Source organism: Bacillus sp. FSL M8-0256 (assembly GCF_038005765.1).
In the GTDB taxonomy this organism is placed as follows: Bacteria; Bacillota; Bacilli; order Bacillales; family Bacillaceae; genus Bacillus; species Bacillus safensis.
The window spans coordinates 652,517-668,863 of record NZ_JBBOTU010000001.1 but is presented as its reverse complement, the minus strand read 5'-3'; the positions used below and the strand labels follow the sequence as shown (position 1 = coordinate 668,863).

The 16,347-nt window shown below is 39.9% G+C and carries 15 protein-coding genes; 4 read left to right on the top strand and 11 right to left on the bottom strand.

All coding sequences use genetic code 11. From position 1 onward, the window contains the following. Positions 1-60 precede the first annotated feature (60 nt). The 5 genes from NSQ76_RS03405 to NSQ76_RS03385 form a co-directional block, all read right to left on the bottom strand. Positions 61-1,407, bottom strand: coding sequence for an FtsK/SpoIIIE domain-containing protein (locus NSQ76_RS03405; RefSeq protein ID WP_341052397.1), 1,347 nt, complete (start codon positions 1,405-1,407; stop codon positions 61-63). A gap of 15 nt (positions 1,408-1,422) precedes the next feature. Continuing rightward, on the bottom strand, positions 1,423-1,806 hold the full coding sequence (locus NSQ76_RS03400; protein WP_341052395.1) for a YdcP family protein: 384 nt from the start codon (positions 1,804-1,806) through the stop codon (positions 1,423-1,425). 354 nt (positions 1,807-2,160) lie between these two features. Beyond that, positions 2,161-2,442 carry a hypothetical protein gene (locus NSQ76_RS03395; RefSeq protein ID WP_341052393.1) on the bottom strand — a complete coding sequence of 94 codons (282 nt, stop codon included), beginning with the start codon at positions 2,440-2,442 and terminating at the stop codon, positions 2,161-2,163. 57 nt (positions 2,443-2,499) lie between these two features. Then, positions 2,500-2,745 carry a hypothetical protein gene (locus NSQ76_RS03390; protein WP_073979380.1) on the bottom strand — a complete coding sequence of 82 codons (246 nt, stop codon included), beginning with the start codon at positions 2,743-2,745 and terminating at the stop codon, positions 2,500-2,502. Beyond that, a complete protein-coding gene (locus tag NSQ76_RS03385; protein WP_044141463.1) occupies positions 2,729-2,929 on the bottom strand; it encodes a hypothetical protein in 201 nt (66 codons plus the stop codon). The genes NSQ76_RS03390 and NSQ76_RS03385 overlap by 17 nt, the downstream gene beginning before the upstream one ends. A 155-nt stretch (positions 2,930-3,084) precedes the next feature. On the opposite strand from NSQ76_RS03385, the gene NSQ76_RS03380 reads away from it, so the two are divergent. Together NSQ76_RS03380 and NSQ76_RS03375 are read left to right on the top strand one after the other, a co-directional pair. Further along, on the top strand, positions 3,085-3,462 hold the full coding sequence (locus tag NSQ76_RS03380; protein ID WP_041115327.1) for a helix-turn-helix domain-containing protein: 378 nt from the start codon (positions 3,085-3,087) through the stop codon (positions 3,460-3,462). A gap of 6 nt (positions 3,463-3,468) precedes the next feature. After that, the gene (locus tag NSQ76_RS03375) at positions 3,469-3,993 is read left to right on the top strand and encodes an ImmA/IrrE family metallo-endopeptidase (RefSeq protein WP_073979378.1); all 525 of its coding nucleotides are present in this window, start codon (positions 3,469-3,471) and stop codon (positions 3,991-3,993) included. 128 nt (positions 3,994-4,121) lie between these two features. On the opposite strand, the gene NSQ76_RS03370 is transcribed toward NSQ76_RS03375, so the two are convergent. From NSQ76_RS03370 to NSQ76_RS03345, 6 genes are all read right to left on the bottom strand, one after another. Beyond that, positions 4,122-5,282 carry a response regulator aspartate phosphatase gene (locus NSQ76_RS03370; protein ID WP_073979377.1) on the bottom strand — a complete coding sequence of 387 codons (1,161 nt, stop codon included), beginning with the start codon at positions 5,280-5,282 and terminating at the stop codon, positions 4,122-4,124. 363 nt (positions 5,283-5,645) lie between these two features. Next, positions 5,646-7,187 carry a glutamine-hydrolyzing GMP synthase gene (gene guaA / locus NSQ76_RS03365; RefSeq protein ID WP_024424487.1) on the bottom strand — a complete coding sequence of 514 codons (1,542 nt, stop codon included), beginning with the start codon at positions 7,185-7,187 and terminating at the stop codon, positions 5,646-5,648. A gap of 186 nt (positions 7,188-7,373) precedes the next feature. Then, positions 7,374-9,578: a DUF4129 domain-containing transglutaminase family protein gene (locus NSQ76_RS03360; protein WP_335374720.1), complete on the bottom strand. Its 2,205-nt coding sequence runs from the start codon at positions 9,576-9,578 to the stop codon at positions 7,374-7,376. Positions 9,579-9,587: 9 nt separating this feature from the next. After that, positions 9,588-10,778, bottom strand: a complete 1,191-nt coding sequence (locus tag NSQ76_RS03355; protein ID WP_341052381.1) for a DUF58 domain-containing protein — start codon at positions 10,776-10,778, stop codon at positions 9,588-9,590. Next, positions 10,775-11,737, bottom strand: coding sequence for an AAA family ATPase (locus NSQ76_RS03350; RefSeq protein WP_135033193.1), 963 nt, complete (start codon positions 11,735-11,737; stop codon positions 10,775-10,777). The genes NSQ76_RS03355 and NSQ76_RS03350 overlap by 4 nt, the downstream gene beginning before the upstream one ends. Positions 11,738-11,839: 102 nt before the next feature. Then, complete coding sequence (locus NSQ76_RS03345; RefSeq protein ID WP_044335634.1) at positions 11,840-12,739, bottom strand: cation diffusion facilitator family transporter; 900 nt, start codon at positions 12,737-12,739, stop codon at positions 11,840-11,842. A 483-nt stretch (positions 12,740-13,222) separates the two neighbouring features. On the opposite strand from NSQ76_RS03345, the gene gabP reads away from it, so the two are divergent. Both gabP and NSQ76_RS03335 read left to right on the top strand, forming a co-directional pair. Continuing rightward, positions 13,223-14,611 (top strand): GABA permease, encoded by a 1,389-nt coding sequence (gene gabP / locus NSQ76_RS03340; RefSeq protein ID WP_341052378.1) that lies wholly within the window; start codon positions 13,223-13,225, stop codon positions 14,609-14,611. A gap of 97 nt (positions 14,612-14,708) precedes the next feature. Continuing rightward, positions 14,709-16,241: a multicopper oxidase family protein gene (locus NSQ76_RS03335; RefSeq protein ID WP_024424481.1), complete on the top strand. Its 1,533-nt coding sequence runs from the start codon at positions 14,709-14,711 to the stop codon at positions 16,239-16,241. Positions 16,242-16,347: the final 106 nt, after the last annotated feature.

The following is a 16,347-nucleotide window of genomic DNA, read 5'->3' as shown; positions in this document are numbered from 1 at the left end:
TCCTCCTAAGTCACTTCGGGCGCTTTCGCTGCCGCTTGCGGCTGCCGCCGCCTGCGCGCCCTACGCTCCTTTAGCAAGTCGGATTTCCTCTATGAAATTAAACCCATTTGGTATCAAAGGGCTATAAAATTCCATTATGTTTCCTGTACCTGCATAGGCGTATCCTCTACCTTTAATATCCTTTTCAACGAATTTTTTATCAGTATCACCAAACAGCATGGCATAACCAGTTTCAGACATTTTTCCTAAAGATACTCTAAAATTAAACTGATCTCTTATTCCATCAGCAAAATATTTTGCGTCTGGTCTTTGAGCACCAGCCACGAGGAAAAAGCCCGCTTGTCTGCCAAGCATCACTATTTGTTTAATATCTTGTATTACACTTTCTCTTTCTTTAAAATCAAGCATATCCACGAATGCTACAAACTCATCAAATACAATAAAGACAGGCTTATAACCTAAGAAAGCATAGTTCTCTCCTGTCCTATAATTCGGATGATTTTTCATTTCATCCATTCTTCGCATCATGTCCTCAACGGACTTCCGCAAAGTCATCATAATACCGTTCTTACGAGAAAAAACCTTTCCCTCGAGAACTTCTTGTAAGTCAGCCAAATCAGCATTTTTAGGGTCTAATATACGCACATCTGCCCCAGATGCAACAAGGGACTTTACCAAAGTCAGTATAAAATATGTTTTCCCTCCACCTGTCCCTCCAGAAATCAGCATGTGCGGTAACTTATCAAATGCCCAATCAATATGCTTCATTAGCTTCATAGAGCCTTTATTCACTACAGCGTCATCAATAGATATACGATTTTTCCCTGCATCATATAGCAGCTTATAGGTGAAAAAGCCATCTTCCATATCTGTAGACACTAAATCACAAAAGAACCCATTTTCGAATTCCTTTCCTAATTCCATAAACCTTTGTTGGAACCTGCTCATATCCATTGCAATCTTGATAATGATATGACCGTCTTTCACCCTATAATAAAACCTAGGGAAATATGTGATTTTTTGAACCATCCTACCTGTGATACGGCTTTTCACGCTTTTACTCTCGTAAAACTTATTTGACAAAATCATTCGTGAAATTTTTTGACGATGATAAATTTTTTTGAATTTCTGCTTACGGAACATGTAAAGCCAACCAAGTAAAAGAACTGTTGGAATAACAATTGACACAGATAAACTTGTAACAATTAACGGAACATTAAAAGCGAAGTTTTTAAATGTAGCTTCTACACCTTTTTCGTATAAAATCCAAAGATGTTCTTTCCAGAACATGATCATAAGCAACAAAAAAACAGGCACACTTATTAATGCACCTGTTTTCATCACGTTATTTTTATGTCTAGGTCTTATTCTCGACCCCTTATATTTCCATAGCTTAGAAATGGTCATCCACCCCTAACACTATTACTTTTTATCATTTGTTGCTGTTGCTGCTGTCGTTACCTTTGAAGCATTAGCATTTGAACCTTTAAGAATAATATCATCCGCAACAACAGTCCACGATACATTAGCAAAGTTTCCATTAGCACGTGCTTGTGCCTGGATAATCGGATTTACTAATTCAACGTCACTCATGAAATCAAACTCTTTAAGTTCGACTGCTGCGGGCAAGGTAACTTCAATTTGACCGCCTTGACAGCTAGAACCTAAGTTATATGTTCTTGATTCCAATTGATCCGTTCTTTTATTAGCAACTCGATCAAAAACGAATCGATCACGATTTAAGCCCATAAATTTAATTTCGCCAAAAGTTTCTGCAATATTAGGTACAATAAATTTCAATTCCATTATATAAGTCTCCTCATTTTACGTGTTCATCACGATATTTGTTTTATTTTTATAAAAAAAGAATCGCTCCGACACTGTCATCATGGCGCTTATCAGTCGCTCACAGCATAGCCAATCATGGCAACCTAGTAGACCATTTATGATCATCAAGCTGCTTACAGCTATTTCGCACGCTTCTTCTAGCCTGCTACAGTATTTGAAACATGATTACTGTTAATCGTCAAATACTCACGCATGACATTTCAAACAATAAGCCTTATAATAAAAGTGTCTAGGTTTTATCTAAGGCGTTCTTGATGAATATCAAGGCGCTTTTTTTGTCTGTATGTATTTTTCAAAGATCGTCATTCCCTTCTAGCAGCCCCCACCTATGTAAGGACCATTAAGCAACAGAACTCTAGGCTTCGCCCCATAAATTAAAGGCGATTCATCAACCATTGGCATTCTAAAATAGAACAATGGTTTTCCTTTCACGTCGTAATAATTTTTTCTAAACCACTCGTGAAATTCCTCAAATTCTTCGTTCAATCCGTCATCAATTTTTTTCTGAATGACAACGGCTAAAGAAAGTGTAATAGGTTCTTTTTCATCTTCAAATCTCTTTAGAGATCGGTCGAAAAGTTCAAAAAGACTCATCACTCCACTACCTTTCATTTCTCTATCGCTCATAATAGTGGTGTAAACTCACACTATTCATTCAGCAAGTAGAGAAGAAATTTCATCCATGCCAACCTTAAAATGCTTTTTAATCCTGCGGAATGACATTCCTTTTAATAGAAGCTTTTCAACAACATCTTTTGTTAACGGCCGCGACAAGTAATGCTCTATGTACACTTCATTAAGTGCCATCTTCATTCTTGCCGACCAGTTACCTTCAAGGCTTTTGGCTAACGATACAGCCTTTTTCATTATGTCTTTTGTTTTAGACTGATCTATCAATATTCTCCACCTCCTTTGTCGGAAAGTAACAACTTTCAAAATAACTCTTATTTACTTTCCCTTTCATAACTTTAAACCCTTTGCTTCTTAATTGAGAATTTAAATCTCTAATCATCATGTATGCTTTGTTTTGTGAAACATCCATTATATTCATAATGTCATTCACATCTAAAAATTCTTTCATTTTAACCTCCTTTGTTTATTTTTACTCCTTTTTGTTGTTAATTATATTTTATTACTCCTTTTAGGAGAAGTCAATGTTTTTTTATCGAAAAGAGGTTAAAATTCATTTATGTACAACTTTTCGTTGTAAACTTTATTTTACAGAGGAATGATATTATGTCATTAGCAGAAAGGTTAAAAAAGGCGAGAATAAATGCAGGATTTAAAACTCAAAAAGATGCTGCACAAAAATTAAACATTAGACAACAAGTCTTATCTAACTACGAAAACGGGAGAAATAGCCCCGATACTGAAATGCTTAGAGAATTAGCCGATCTATATAATGTATCAACAGATTATCTATTAGAATCAAAACGAAAGCCTTCAAAAGTAGAAGAAACAATAAATGATGCCTTAGCAGAATTAGAAAAAGAAGATACTTTATTATTAATGAAAAACGCAGATATTGATGAAGAAACAGCCAAATTAATTAAACAAGCTCTTATTAACGGCATTCGTTATGTTGATGAAATGACCAAAAAAAAGAAAGAGTGAAAAGGGTTGTATACAGATAAAAGAATCAAACATATTGCACAACATGTTATTAATCACCATCAATCGAACGATCCACAGGTTTTATCTCAACAGCTAGACATTATTATTCTTCCTTCTAATTTAGGCAGTAAGATTAATGGTTTTTTACAATATCATGAGGGCGCAAATAAGTATCTAATCCACCTCAACAACAACTTAGAATTTCATGATCAACAGGCTACCATCGCCCACGAACTAGGACACTACTTCTTACACAAGGAATTTAATACTTTCAAGATAAAGAAGACTTCAATTGTCCTTGAAAGTAAATTGGAATCCCAAGCAAATACTTTCGCAGCAGAATTATTGTTGCCAGATAGTTTATTAAAAGGAACCGATCTGTGTATGAGAAATACTTTATCTGCCGAAACAATTGCAGCACGTTATAATGTTCCAATAGCACTAGCCAAGATCAAATATAAACAAAATAAAACTCTCTCTATTTACAACAGAAGAGAAAACTTCCTTAAAAATCATGTTGTAATAATCTAAATAAAAAAATCTCGTGTTATTGTTCAATTCAAGAACTAACACGAGATTTTTTAAATTAAGCTACTATTCTTTCTGCAACATCATGTTTAGCTTGTTGCACATCACTCACATAAGCAAATGTTAAAAAACTAATGAACAGTGTAGACATAATCAATAACATCTTTTTCTTTTTCATTATTTCTTCTCACTTCCTTCCTAATATGGTATCTTGACTCGATATTCATTTTATAATAAAAAGTGGATAATTCAAAATCACCCTTCTTTTCATAATATCGACCTACATCATTCGAAAGGTATTCGATATCAGCATATAATCTTTTATTGGTTAAATACTCAAAACACTCTTCAATCAGATTTTCATTGCCTTCAAAGTATAAAACAGTCAACACCTTAAATTTTTGTTGATATTCTTCATCATTCATGATTTCGGAATATTTGGTACCCTTTAAATAAAAATATTTTGCTTGTTCTTTATTTCCAACTTTACAATGAATCCTTGTCAGCATAAATAAAATTTTTGTTAAATATATACGTTTATGATTCTCTAATATGTCTAAAGCTTTATCTAAATGAAAAGTAGCCTTCTCATAATCTTCCAGCTCATCATAACATACACCAATATTTATATGAGCCATCCCTTTTATAAGAAAATCGTTTTTCTTTTCAGCAGTTTCCAATACACTAAGAAATATCTCTAAGGCTTCATCATATCTTAAATCATCAATTAAGTTACCACCAACAATGAACCTACATCTAAGAGAATGTTCAAGGTATTCATCATTCTTCTCATAGATTCTCAAAGCCCTTTCGGCATAATTTAGGCTAAAATAAGTTTGTTTTTTAGCATAATAAACATGTGCCATTTTGTAATAAAAATCGGCTTTTTCTATTATGTCATCAACTGCATCAAGTTTGCTTTCAGCCTTTCTATAAGCACTAATAGCTGTACTCAATTCATTTCTACGGAACTCATACATTCCCATAAAAAAATAGAAATAAAATTCCAACATCCCTGTTAGGTTTTCTTGTCTTTCCACTTTTCTCAAAGACAAATAATCATCATCCAGCATTTTAACATCATGAACATTAATTTCGTTAACCATCATATAGTGTCTAAATTCAAGTAATTGATAATATAAAAATACATCTGGATTTTCTTCCATCCTGTCAAGCTCTTCAACTACCTCTTCTTTTATAGATTCGGCTTGTTCTATTCTTTTATTTTTTATTGCTGTATACCAGTAATTGAGTTTGGTTGCCACTAAATCATAGGGTATCATTTTTTCCATCGCCTATCCCCCTAAATCATGCTAATTTCAAATATTTACACCATTATTTCAAATTCACCTTTAAGAAAGAAGGTGAATACGACACAATCAGAAAAAATACCGCAAACAAAAATATAACTAATTAACCATAATGTAACAAGTATATTTACCTATTGTAAACTTTTCAAGTGTTAAATATTTGATTTTTTAATTGAAGTAAAGATAAGCACAAAAAAGCCAAGTCCTCATAAAAAAGGAATTGGCTTCTCTCCCCTTGGTGGGGTTTTTGGTGGGGAACTATATCATTTTATAATGTTTTTCGTCTTTTCTTAACAACTCAAACCCTTATAAAACGTCATTAACACACCAAATCAATTATATATTTCATTCCCATTCAATCGTAGCAGGCGGCTTACTCGTAATATCATACACAACGCGGTTAATATGCTTCACTTCATTGACGATACGAGTTGAGATCTTTTCTAGCACGTCCCAAGGGATTCTTGCCCAATCACTCGTCATCCCATCAATAGATGTAACAGCACGGATACCGATTGTGTAGTCGTATGTTCTTGCGTCACCCATAACACCTACGCTGCGGATGTCTGGGAGAACCGTGAAGTATTGCCAGATGTCGCGCTCAAGGCCGAAATTGGCAATTTCTTCGCGTAGAATCGCATCCGATTCACGGACGATTTCTAGTTTTTCTTCAGAAATTTCACCTAGTACACGGATACCTAGTCCTGGACCTGGGAATGGCTGTCTCCAGACAATGTCATCAGGAATGCCAAGCTCTGAACCTAAGGCACGAACTTCATCCTTGAATAGCGTATTGAGTGGCTCAATCAATTCGAACTGCATGTCTTCTGGAAGACCGCCTACGTTGTGGTGAGATTTGATTGTTTGTGCCGTTGCTGTTCCGCTCTCAATGATGTCTGTGTAAAGTGTTCCTTGTGCTAAGTAGTCGATTCCTTTTAGCTTGTCCGCTTCGTCATCGAATACATAGATGAATTCGTTACCGATGATTTTACGTTTTTGCTCAGGATCAGACACACCTTTTAGCTTGTTTAAGAAACGATCTTTCGCATCTACTTTAATCACGTTCATGTTGAAACCTTCGCTAAATGTTTTCATAACCCCTTCTGCTTCGCCTTTGCGAAGAAGACCGTGGTCAACGAAAATACATGTCAGCTGATCGCCGATGGCTTTGTGGATCAATACCGCCACAACAGATGAATCCACACCGCCGCTTAGTGCGCACAATACTTGCTTGTCGCCTACTGTTTCACGGATTTTCTGCATTTCGATTTCAATGAAGTTCTCCATTGACCATTTGCCATCACAATCACACACGCCGAAGACAAAGTTTTTCAATAGGTCATTTCCGTACTCAGAGTGACGAACCTCTGGATGGAATTGAACGCCATAGAAATTCTTCTCAGCTAAGCTCATGGCTGAGTTTGGACAATGTGCACTTGTTGCATCGACTGTAAAGCCTTCTGGTACTTCAACAACGAGGTCACCATGGCTCATCCAAACGACTTGATCAGTCGGAAGGTCTTTGAATAAAGCAGGTGTTCCGTTAATATGGATATCTGCTTTTCCATATTCACGCTGGCTGGCCGCTTCTACTTTCCCGCCTAAATAGTGAGTCATGAGCTGCATGCCGTAGCAAATGCCTAGAACCGGAATGTCTAGATCAAAAATCTTTTCATCACAGCGGAAAGATCCTTCATCATAAACACTGTTTGGTCCACCAGAAAGGATGATTCCTTTAGGTGCCATTTCTTTAATTTCTTCAGCAGTTAAAGTGTGCGGATGAAGCTCACTGTACACACCAAATTCACGAATACGGCGTGTGATCAGCTGATTGTACTGACTGCCGAAATCGAGAACCAAAATCATTTCATTTACTAAATTTGTCATGGTGTCACCTCTATGTCCAATATAGTTTTTTATAAACGCACAGAAAAAATGAGAGGAGAAAACCTGCTCTCAGTGTGAATCACGCTTTTGAAGCGCCCAGACTCACATCCGAACGCTTCAATTTCATGTATTTTAGAAGGTTTTAATATTCACCTATTCTAACAACAGGAAGGTACGCGGTCAAGACTATCTCCTGTTTATTAAATTTTCCCATAACTTTGCCGATTGTTGCCAAAGCGCCGAGGCATCCTCTCGCCGGTAGAGCGCACGTTCATAAAACTGCGTCAGCTCTGACATATGATGATCTCCATTCTTCTCATCAATCAACGAAGCGAATTCTCTTAGCGTCATACCTGGCTTTTTCTCGATTCCTCTGCGCCCTAGCTGCTTTAATAGAGCAGCATACGCATAGAAGAATGCTTCATCCTCTGGCAGACGTTTCACCTTTCTTACAATAAAGAATGGCAGCCATCTTGTTCTGAATCGATAAAGCATCCAGCTGATGAAACCAAGCAGGACAATAGCTCCTGCCACATAACCTATAACCCAACCAACATGCACCATATTTGGCTTTGCCTGCGCTGTTTGTTCCTTTGGTTGTGCAGGCTGATCTGTCTCCTGCTGCTTCGGCTGGTCTTGCTGCTTTTCTTCACTTGCATCAGAACTAGACTGATCTTCTTCTTCCTTTTGATCATCCGTTTGATCGCTTGAAACAGCTTCATTCGTAAATGTCTCTGGGTTTGTAAATCCTTTTGTCGGTTCAAAGGTGACCCAGCCTCTGTTTGGAAAATAAACCTCTACCCATGAATGCGCATTGTTATTGGTCACTTCATACACATTGTTTCCATCCATTTGTGTTTCATATAACTGGCCAGACGTATACCCTTTCACCCATCTCGCCGGAATTCCGATCGAACGAAGCATCACAATCATAGAGGTTGAAAAATTATCACAATAGCCGATCATCGTATCAAATAAAAATTGATCCACATAATCTTCATTACGACCAGGCACAGCGACATTCTGCGTTTCATATGAAAACTTCGCAGATCCTAAATAATCCTCGATTGCTTTGGCTTTATCATACATATTGTCCTTCGTTTCCGTTAAGCTGTTTGCCAAAGTTTTCACACGCTCTGGAAGTGAAGATGGAAGCTGCAAGTATTCACGGCCAACCTGCTGATTCACCTGCTTCTTTGTCGGTACTTTGATTCTCTGCAAATCCTCCAGAATAAATGTAGGAGATAAAAAGCTGACTTGATAGTTCCCTAAATTTTTGGGTGGGTTTTGCATAGACGGGACAATTTTCTCCGTTTTGCCCATGATTTGCAGCGGAATGTTTTCCATTGGCGTCAGCATGATCGTTCCAATAGGATACACAGCATGATTAAATCGATAATCCGATTCTATATCAATTCTTGTTTCATGCTCCTCTGTTTTCACTCGCTCAGTAAACCACCGATTCGGCACAGTGTCGTCCTTTAGCCGAGTAGGCTTCGTATCATTTGAAGCATCCTCCCAGCCCTTTCCTGTGTAAATACTTTTTGTTTCTACACGAAAGTATGATGGCTCCTTTCCGCTCCATTTAAAAACAGGTGTGCGGTCCTCACTAAACGGTCCGCCTAGCGCCGAATCATCTGCACTATATCCCACTTTATTCTGCCCGGCTGTCCCATCTTGATTCGTGACCGCCTTAAAAAACGGAACAGGATCGGGCCATTTCGGATCAGACTTTGGCAAAGAAGCACCCAGTGACGCTGATAGAAGGACAAGTGCCAGCATAGGCAAAAACCACTTTAGACGTGCTTTCTGTGACACCCGAACGCCCTCAGCTGAACGCAGTCGATCAAAATACAGCAATCCAAGCAAACAAAAGCCAAATACCATAATACGAACGATTGCAAAAGTCGCATCATATGGCGTAAACGTATCAAGAATCGTGACATACACAATCGTCATCAGTAAAAAGAAAAAGATACGCTGCTGATAGACCACCCAATAATGTAGCAAGTAGACAAGCAGCCACAGCAAAATATAAAACAACAATGTGCGGAAAGACGGGTACATATCACTCCACATACCCATGCTCATTAACGTGATATTATCCTTGATATCAGCAAACAAAGCAGCCGGATAGCCTGGCGCTGATTGATAAAAGATCAAATATAAGGCGAGCAAAATCAGTCCAGCACAAATAGGAAACGTCACATACCACTTCAGACGAAAGAACGTAAACAAACACGTAAGCCCGATAAAAATGATGAAATAAGACGTATGGCTCGTCTCTGTAAAATCTTGAAGCGGACGAAGCCACTCCCATAGCAGCAGAAAAGCTACAGCATAATAGATGAACAATTCAAAACGGCTTTGCCGCAGATGCGAATGCAGCATAAATGTTTGTCACCTCACAGTTCTTTCGTGCAGCCGGTCTTCAAATAAAAGGGTGATGCGTATTCCAGAGGCCTTGAGCCGGTCTACAAGCTGTTTTTCTTTTGTCGTGAAATGGTCAACGGCTTTCTTCACTAAAAGCACGGTGATGTTCTTTCTGTTTCGATTTCCAAAGAGACTTGCCGCAAGCTCCTCCTGCAGCTGACCCGTGACGACATATTTTCCTGAGTGCTGGTACTCACTCGCTGCTAACGGTTTATATTCTAGTGCGCGGGAAGGCTGATGCTGCACCCTTGTTAAATAATAAAGCATGTCCTGTAAATGAAGTTCTCCTTGATCGACTCGAAAGGCATGCTGATCTCCTAGAGGGACAAGACCTGACGGCACTCCTTTTTTCACAGCCGTTTGAAGAACAGATGCCGCAATAGAGACGACTGTTTCAAAAACAGCTTGATCAGTAAAATCAGCAAACACGACAAGGTCCTTTGCTTGATTCTGTTCAAATTCCTTCGTCATCAGCTGGCCTCTCCTGGCCGTCGTCTTCCAGTCCACCCAAGCAAAACGGTCTCCTTGCTGATATTCCCGTACGCCTGTTGTCACATGGGCCGGTTCATTGAACCACGAGTGAACCGCTTTGCCTCCATTTTCACTCACTGACTCAGCAGGCTCTACAGGGATATCCAGCACTTTTGGGTAGACAAGCAGCTTTTTCTCTAACGGAATGATGATTTCTTTTTCAACAAACCCAAACATATCACCCGTTTTAATTCTAACCGCTGTCAAATGATGCTCTCCCCGCATGACATCATTCAATTGATAGGAAAATCGCCAAGTTTTCCGAAACCAAGGAAAAAGCATTTGCTTCATTTCAATCTGTTCCTGTAAGTGAAAGGTATCTGGCGGAGCATCCTCTATCATGACGTAAACGTACGGAAATGGATGTCTCCGCTTGATCTCAAGGTCAACGGACAGCACATCCCCCGCCTTTAAGCGTGTTTGCTGTATTGTCCTTTTGGCTGTCGCGCGAAGCGGAACAAGTGCAAACAGCAATGCATACAAAGCATATGGTAAAAATGCATAAAAAAGGAACCAGCTCACAAACCCTCCCTGAAACATGGCATAACAAAAGGCTGCCGCAGTGAGAATGATGAGCATCATCACCCTTAACCATAATGAAATTGCTACACGATGACGTGACTTCATTGAGTCATCGACTTTTGAACTGGAACGCCAATTTGCTCAAGCATTTGCCGCAGCAGTGTCTCCGCCTTCTTCCCTTCATATGTCGCTTCTGATGTCAAAATCATACGATGCGGTAATGTATAAGTCGCCAAATACTGTACATCATCAGGGATCACATAATCGCGCTGATTCAAAAGTGCATACGCCTGTGCCGCTTTCATCAAGGCGATCGATCCCCTTGGACTCACACCTAGATAAACAGATGAGTGTTTACGCGTCGCTTGAACAATTTCAACAATATATTCTTTAATGGATGCATCCACATGAATGGTCTGAACAGCCTGCTGCAACGCATGGATATGTTCCTTTGTCATGACAGCTTGGAGCGTATCAATCGGGGATTGCTTCTCCTGCAAGTTGAGCACCTCCAGCTCCTCGAGCATGGTCGGATATCCCATCTGCAGTTTGAATAAAAACCGGTCCATTTGCGCTTCTGGCAGCGGATAAGTCCCTTCATATTCCACTGGGTTTTGTGTCGCCATGACGAAAAAAGGATCCGCAAGCGGCATCGTTTCTCCGTCCACTGTGACACTGCCTTCCTCCATCGCTTCAAGCAATGCTGATTGTGTTTTAGGAGAGGTCCGGTTGATCTCATCAGCTAAAATAATCTGGCCCATGATCGGTCCTTGCCTAAATTCAAATTCATTCGTCTTTTTATTGTAAATCGACACGCCTGTTACATCTGAAGGCAAAAGGTCAGGAGTGAATTGGATTCTCTTAAACTCACAGCCAATGGATTTTGCCAAAGCACGAACCATCATCGTCTTCCCTACACCAGGCACATCCTCGAGCAGCACATGCCCCTTCGCCAAAATCGCAACAAGGCTTAATATCGCAATGTCTTTTTTCCCAACCATGACTTTATTGATGTTATCTACGATTTTTTGTAAATCTGAATGCATCGGTTCATCAAATGCCATCCTGATCCTCCTATCACGTTTCTGTCAAATTTCATATAGTCTAACTTTACCATACAACGCGCATTTGCATATAACATCAGCACGTATAAAAAAGAAGCCTTCTCACGATGGGAAAGACTTCTTCTCTTCTTTTGACTTACTTGCTGGCTCCATATGAACATGAGAGTGTAAAATATCATGCTCCTGCTTCATTCTTCGTTCAATTTCATCTGCAATATCATGGCTTTCTGCTATGTTCAAGTTAGGTTCGACCTCAACCACTACATCCACATGGACTGTACTTCCAAGATAACGCGCTTTTATATCCTTTAAATCGCCTACTCCTGGTGTTGCTTCAATGGTCTCTTTATATTTAGACATATCTTTGATATGAAAACCGTCTGTTAACGAATGAGAGGCATCTCTGAAAATCTCCCACGCAGTTTTACAAATAATTAAGCCAATGACAAAGGCTGCTAGCGTATCAATCCATGCCAGCTGAAATTGAGAGGCCATAATTCCTACAAATGTTCCAATACTCACATACGCATCTGATTTATTATCAGCAGCTGCCGCATGGAGAGCCTGGCTATTAATTCGTTTGGACAGATTGCGGTTATAAATATACACACCGTACATCACAACAGCACTTCCTGCTGCTGTCCAAGCCGCGATCATATCCGGCGTTTGATGCTCAGATGAGAAGAGCGACTGGCCTGCACTCAGCAAAACTTGAAGTCCAACAAGCATCATGATAAAGGAAGCCACAAGAGACGCAATATTTTCCGCTCTAAAATGACCATACGGATGATCTTCATCAGGCGGCTTTTGAGAAATACGCAGCCCAATCAACACAGCAAGGGATGCAATAATATCCGTCGTGTTATTCAATCCATCTGCTGAAAGAGCCTCTGAATGAAACACATACCCAATAATGAGTTTGACCGCAGATAAGATCACATAGGCAATGATGCTGACCCAAGCACCTGTTTCACCTTGTCTTAATTCGTTATAGCGCTCCATGTTGAACCGCGCCTCCTCACACATCACTTTTCTATTATTTATCTTACAAAGCAAAGCCCGTGTGGGTCTACAGCAACATGATTCGCTTATGTCAGCAAAATAGGATAAATAGAAATGTGTTGACCTAAGTAAACTTATTTTTACAAGGTCAAATGACCTCAAGACCTACTCCCATCAACCTTTTTCCAATTCTCTTCGAAATGGACATATCGTCAAATCACTCTTCTCTGGTAAATTATCAGAATAATTTTATTTTGAGACACAACTTCCCTCCTTCTTTTTTTATGCTCTTTTTAAAAATAAACAGAGGGAAAAGAGGGAACATAATCTCTCAAATCCTTTCTACTTTTTAACATCATGTTAAGAGGTTTGAAATGTCAGTTTGATAACCTGTCCAATGCTGAATGACAATTCAGTATGATAAAATTTAAAATATTCTAAAAACAAATTCTCTATTCATGAGAAATGTTTGGAGGTAAAGAAATGTCCAACATGACAAACGGTCTTCAAAAAAACCTTAAAACAAGACATATTTCGATGATTTCCATTGCTGGGGTCATTGGGGCAGGGCTATTTGTTGGTAGTGGCGCTGTCATTCATTCTGCAGGGCCTGGATCCATTCTTTCCTATTCTTTTGCCGGACTTCTGGTGATCTTTATTATGAGAATGCTTGGAGAAATGGCATGTGCCTATCCGACAAGCGGTTCTTTCTCACAATATGCGAGCGATGCCATCGGTCCATGGGCCGGGTTTACAATCGGCTGGCTTTACTGGTTCTTCTGGGTGATCGTCATCGCCATCGAAGCCATTGCCGGTGCTGCCATTATTCAATATTGGTATGGAGATGCACCTGTTTGGCTCACAAGCCTTATCCTCACAATCCTCTTAACATTAACAAATATCTTTTCTGTTAAATCTTTTGGCGAATTTGAATATTGGTTTTCATTAATTAAAGTCGTCAGCATCATTCTCTTTCTACTCATTGGTTTTGCATTTATCTTTGGTTTTGGCGGTCATCATACTTCAGGTCTTGCCAATCTAACAGGGAACGGCGGTTTTCTTCCAAATGGATTCAGCTCTGTGTTACTCGGAATCGTCGTCGTCATCTTTTCCTTCATGGGAACGGAGATTGTGGCCATAGCGGCCGGTGAATCAGCAGACCCAGTCAAATCTGTGACGACAGCCACCCGCTCTGTTGTATGGCGTATTATCGTATTCTATGTCGGATCAATTGCTGTCGTTGTCACCTTGCTTCCTTGGAATTCCGCAAGTATTTTAACAAGCCCGTTCGTTGCGGTATTAGAATACATTGGTGTTCCATCAGCCGCTCAAGTCATGAACGTCATTGTCTTAACAGCTGTTCTATCTTGTTTAAACTCCGGCTTGTACACAACGTCCAGAATGCTTTATTCATTAGCAGAAAGAGACGAAGCGCCAAAACGCTTTATGAAAATCAGCAAACGTGGTGTTCCTGTAGCGGCTACAGTCGCAGGTACCTTCTTTTCCTACATTGCCGTCATGATGAACTACTTTTATCCTGAAACCATCTTTTTGTTCTTAGTCAACGCATCTGGTGCCATTGCCCTTCTTGTTTACTTGGTCATTGCCGTTTCACAATTAAGAATGCGACGCAAAATCGAAAAAGAAAATCCAGAACAGCTCAAAATCAAAATGTGGCTGTTCCCATACCTCACGTACTTTACCATTTTGGTCATTTGCGCCATCTTGGCATCGATGCTGTTTATCGAATCCATGCGGCCACAGCTCATTTTGACGAGTATCATTACCTTTGGCGTACTGGCTGCTTATTTCATCTTTAAACCGAATAAAAAAGTGCCTGCAAATGCGGCGCTTGAAAATAAACACCCTTAATTCTCCCGCTGAAAAGCGGGTTTTTTTATTTTATTCACCTATTTGGATGTCCGCACTTATACTGTATCAAATTGAATTTAAGTGAGGATTAGTCAACATGAACCTAGAAAAATTTGTTGACGAGCTTCCAATTCCAGAAGTCGCGGAGCCCGTCAAAAAGAACCCAAGACAAACGTATTATGAAATTGCTATGGAGGAGGTATTCTTAAAAGTTCATAGAGACCTGCCCCCAACCAAGCTATGGACCTATAATGGCAGCTTGCCTGGACCAACCATTAAAGCTAATCGAAATGAAAAGGTCAAAGTGAAATGGATGAACAAATTGCCATTGAAACATTTTCTGCCTGTCGATCACACCATCCACTCCGGTCATCACGATGAACCAGAGGTGAAAACAGTCGTTCATCTGCATGGCGGCGTCACACCAGCAAGCAGTGACGGCTACCCAGAGGCCTGGTTTTCACGGGACTTTGAAGCAACCGGTCCTTTTTTTGAAAGGGAGACTTACGTCTACCCAAATCATCAGCAAGCCTGCACATTGTGGTATCACGATCATGCCATGGCATTGACACGACTAAATGTGTATGCCGGTTTAGCTGGGTTTTATTTGATCTCAGATGCATTTGAAAAGTCTTTAGAGCTGCCGAAAGATGACTACGACATTCCTTTAATGATTATGGACCGGACGTTTCAGGAAGATGGTTCACTGTTTTATCCTAGCAGACCAAACGACACACCAGAGGACAGTGACATACCAGACCCATCCATCGTGCCCTTTTTTTGTGGAGAAACAATTTTAGTCAATGGAAAAGTATGGCCGTATTTAGAAGTAGAGCCGCGAAAATACCGTTTTCGTATTTTAAATGCGTCCAATACTAGAACTTACGAGCTGCATCTAGATAACGACGCTACAATCTTGCAAATCGGTTCCGATGGGGGCTTTTTGCCAAGACCCGTTCGCCATCAATCCTTTAGCATCGCGCCTGCTGAACGTTTCGATGTCATCATCGACTTTTCAGCTTACGAAAACAAAACGATCACTCTCAAAAATACAGCCGGCTGCGGACAGGATGTGAATCCTGAAACAGATGCGAACATTATGCAATTCAAAGTCACACGTCCACTAAAAGGGAGAGTACCTAAAACATTACGTCCGATTTTTAAACCGCTGCCACCGCTTCGGCCAAGTCGAGCTGATAGAGAGCGTACACTCACACTTACCGGCACACAGGATAAATACGGCCGCCCTATCCTATTGCTCGATAACCATTTTTGGAATGATCCTGTCACTGAAAATCCTCGTCTTGGCAGTCTAGAGGTTTGGTCTATTGTCAATCCAACCAGAGGGACACACCCTATTCATTTGCATCTTGTTCAATTTAGGGTTTTAGACAGAAGACCATTTGATACAGAAGTCTATCAATCGACAGGAGAAATCGTGTATACAGGACCAAACGAAGCGCCTCCTTTACATGAACAAGGCTACAAGGACACCATTCAGGCGCATGCAGGTGAAGTCATTCGGATCGTTGCTCGTTTTGTTCCATACAGCGGCCGATATGTGTGGCATTGTCATATTTTAGAACATGAAGATTATGACATGATGAGGCCGATGGATATCATTCAGTAAAAATGAAACCACTCTTCCACTAAATGCGTAGAACTTATGAAACTGCTGATTACAAAGGGGCTAACGGACATCCATTCATTAGCCCTTTTATGATCCATTTCAAAAT

Excerpts from the sequence above, each read along its gene's own strand:
- NSQ76_RS03405 (WP_341052397.1), bottom strand. The coding sequence starts at position 1,407 with ATGACCATTTCTAAGCTATGGAAATATAAGGGGTCGAGAATAAGACCT.
- NSQ76_RS03400 (WP_341052395.1), bottom strand. The coding sequence starts at position 1,806 with ATGGAATTGAAATTTATTGTACCTAATATTGCAGAAACTTTTGGCGAA.
- NSQ76_RS03395 (WP_341052393.1), bottom strand. The coding sequence starts at position 2,442 with ATGAGTCTTTTTGAACTTTTCGACCGATCTCTAAAGAGATTTGAAGAT.
- NSQ76_RS03385 (WP_044141463.1), bottom strand. The coding sequence starts at position 2,929 with ATGAAAGAATTTTTAGATGTGAATGACATTATGAATATAATGGATGTT.
- NSQ76_RS03380 (WP_041115327.1), top strand. The coding sequence starts at position 3,085 with ATGTCATTAGCAGAAAGGTTAAAAAAGGCGAGAATAAATGCAGGATTT.
- NSQ76_RS03370 (WP_073979377.1), bottom strand. The coding sequence starts at position 5,282 with ATGGAAAAAATGATACCCTATGATTTAGTGGCAACCAAACTCAATTAC.
- guaA (WP_024424487.1), bottom strand. The coding sequence starts at position 7,187 with ATGACAAATTTAGTAAATGAAATGATTTTGGTTCTCGATTTCGGCAGT.
- NSQ76_RS03360 (WP_335374720.1), bottom strand. The coding sequence starts at position 9,578 with ATGCTGCATTCGCATCTGCGGCAAAGCCGTTTTGAATTGTTCATCTAT.
- NSQ76_RS03355 (WP_341052381.1), bottom strand. The coding sequence starts at position 10,778 with ATGAAGTCACGTCATCGTGTAGCAATTTCATTATGGTTAAGGGTGATG.
- NSQ76_RS03350 (WP_135033193.1), bottom strand. The coding sequence starts at position 11,737 with ATGGCATTTGATGAACCGATGCATTCAGATTTACAAAAAATCGTAGAT.
- NSQ76_RS03345 (WP_044335634.1), bottom strand. The coding sequence starts at position 12,739 with ATGGAGCGCTATAACGAATTAAGACAAGGTGAAACAGGTGCTTGGGTC.
- gabP (WP_341052378.1), top strand. The coding sequence starts at position 13,223 with ATGTCCAACATGACAAACGGTCTTCAAAAAAACCTTAAAACAAGACAT.
- NSQ76_RS03335 (WP_024424481.1), top strand. The coding sequence starts at position 14,709 with ATGAACCTAGAAAAATTTGTTGACGAGCTTCCAATTCCAGAAGTCGCG.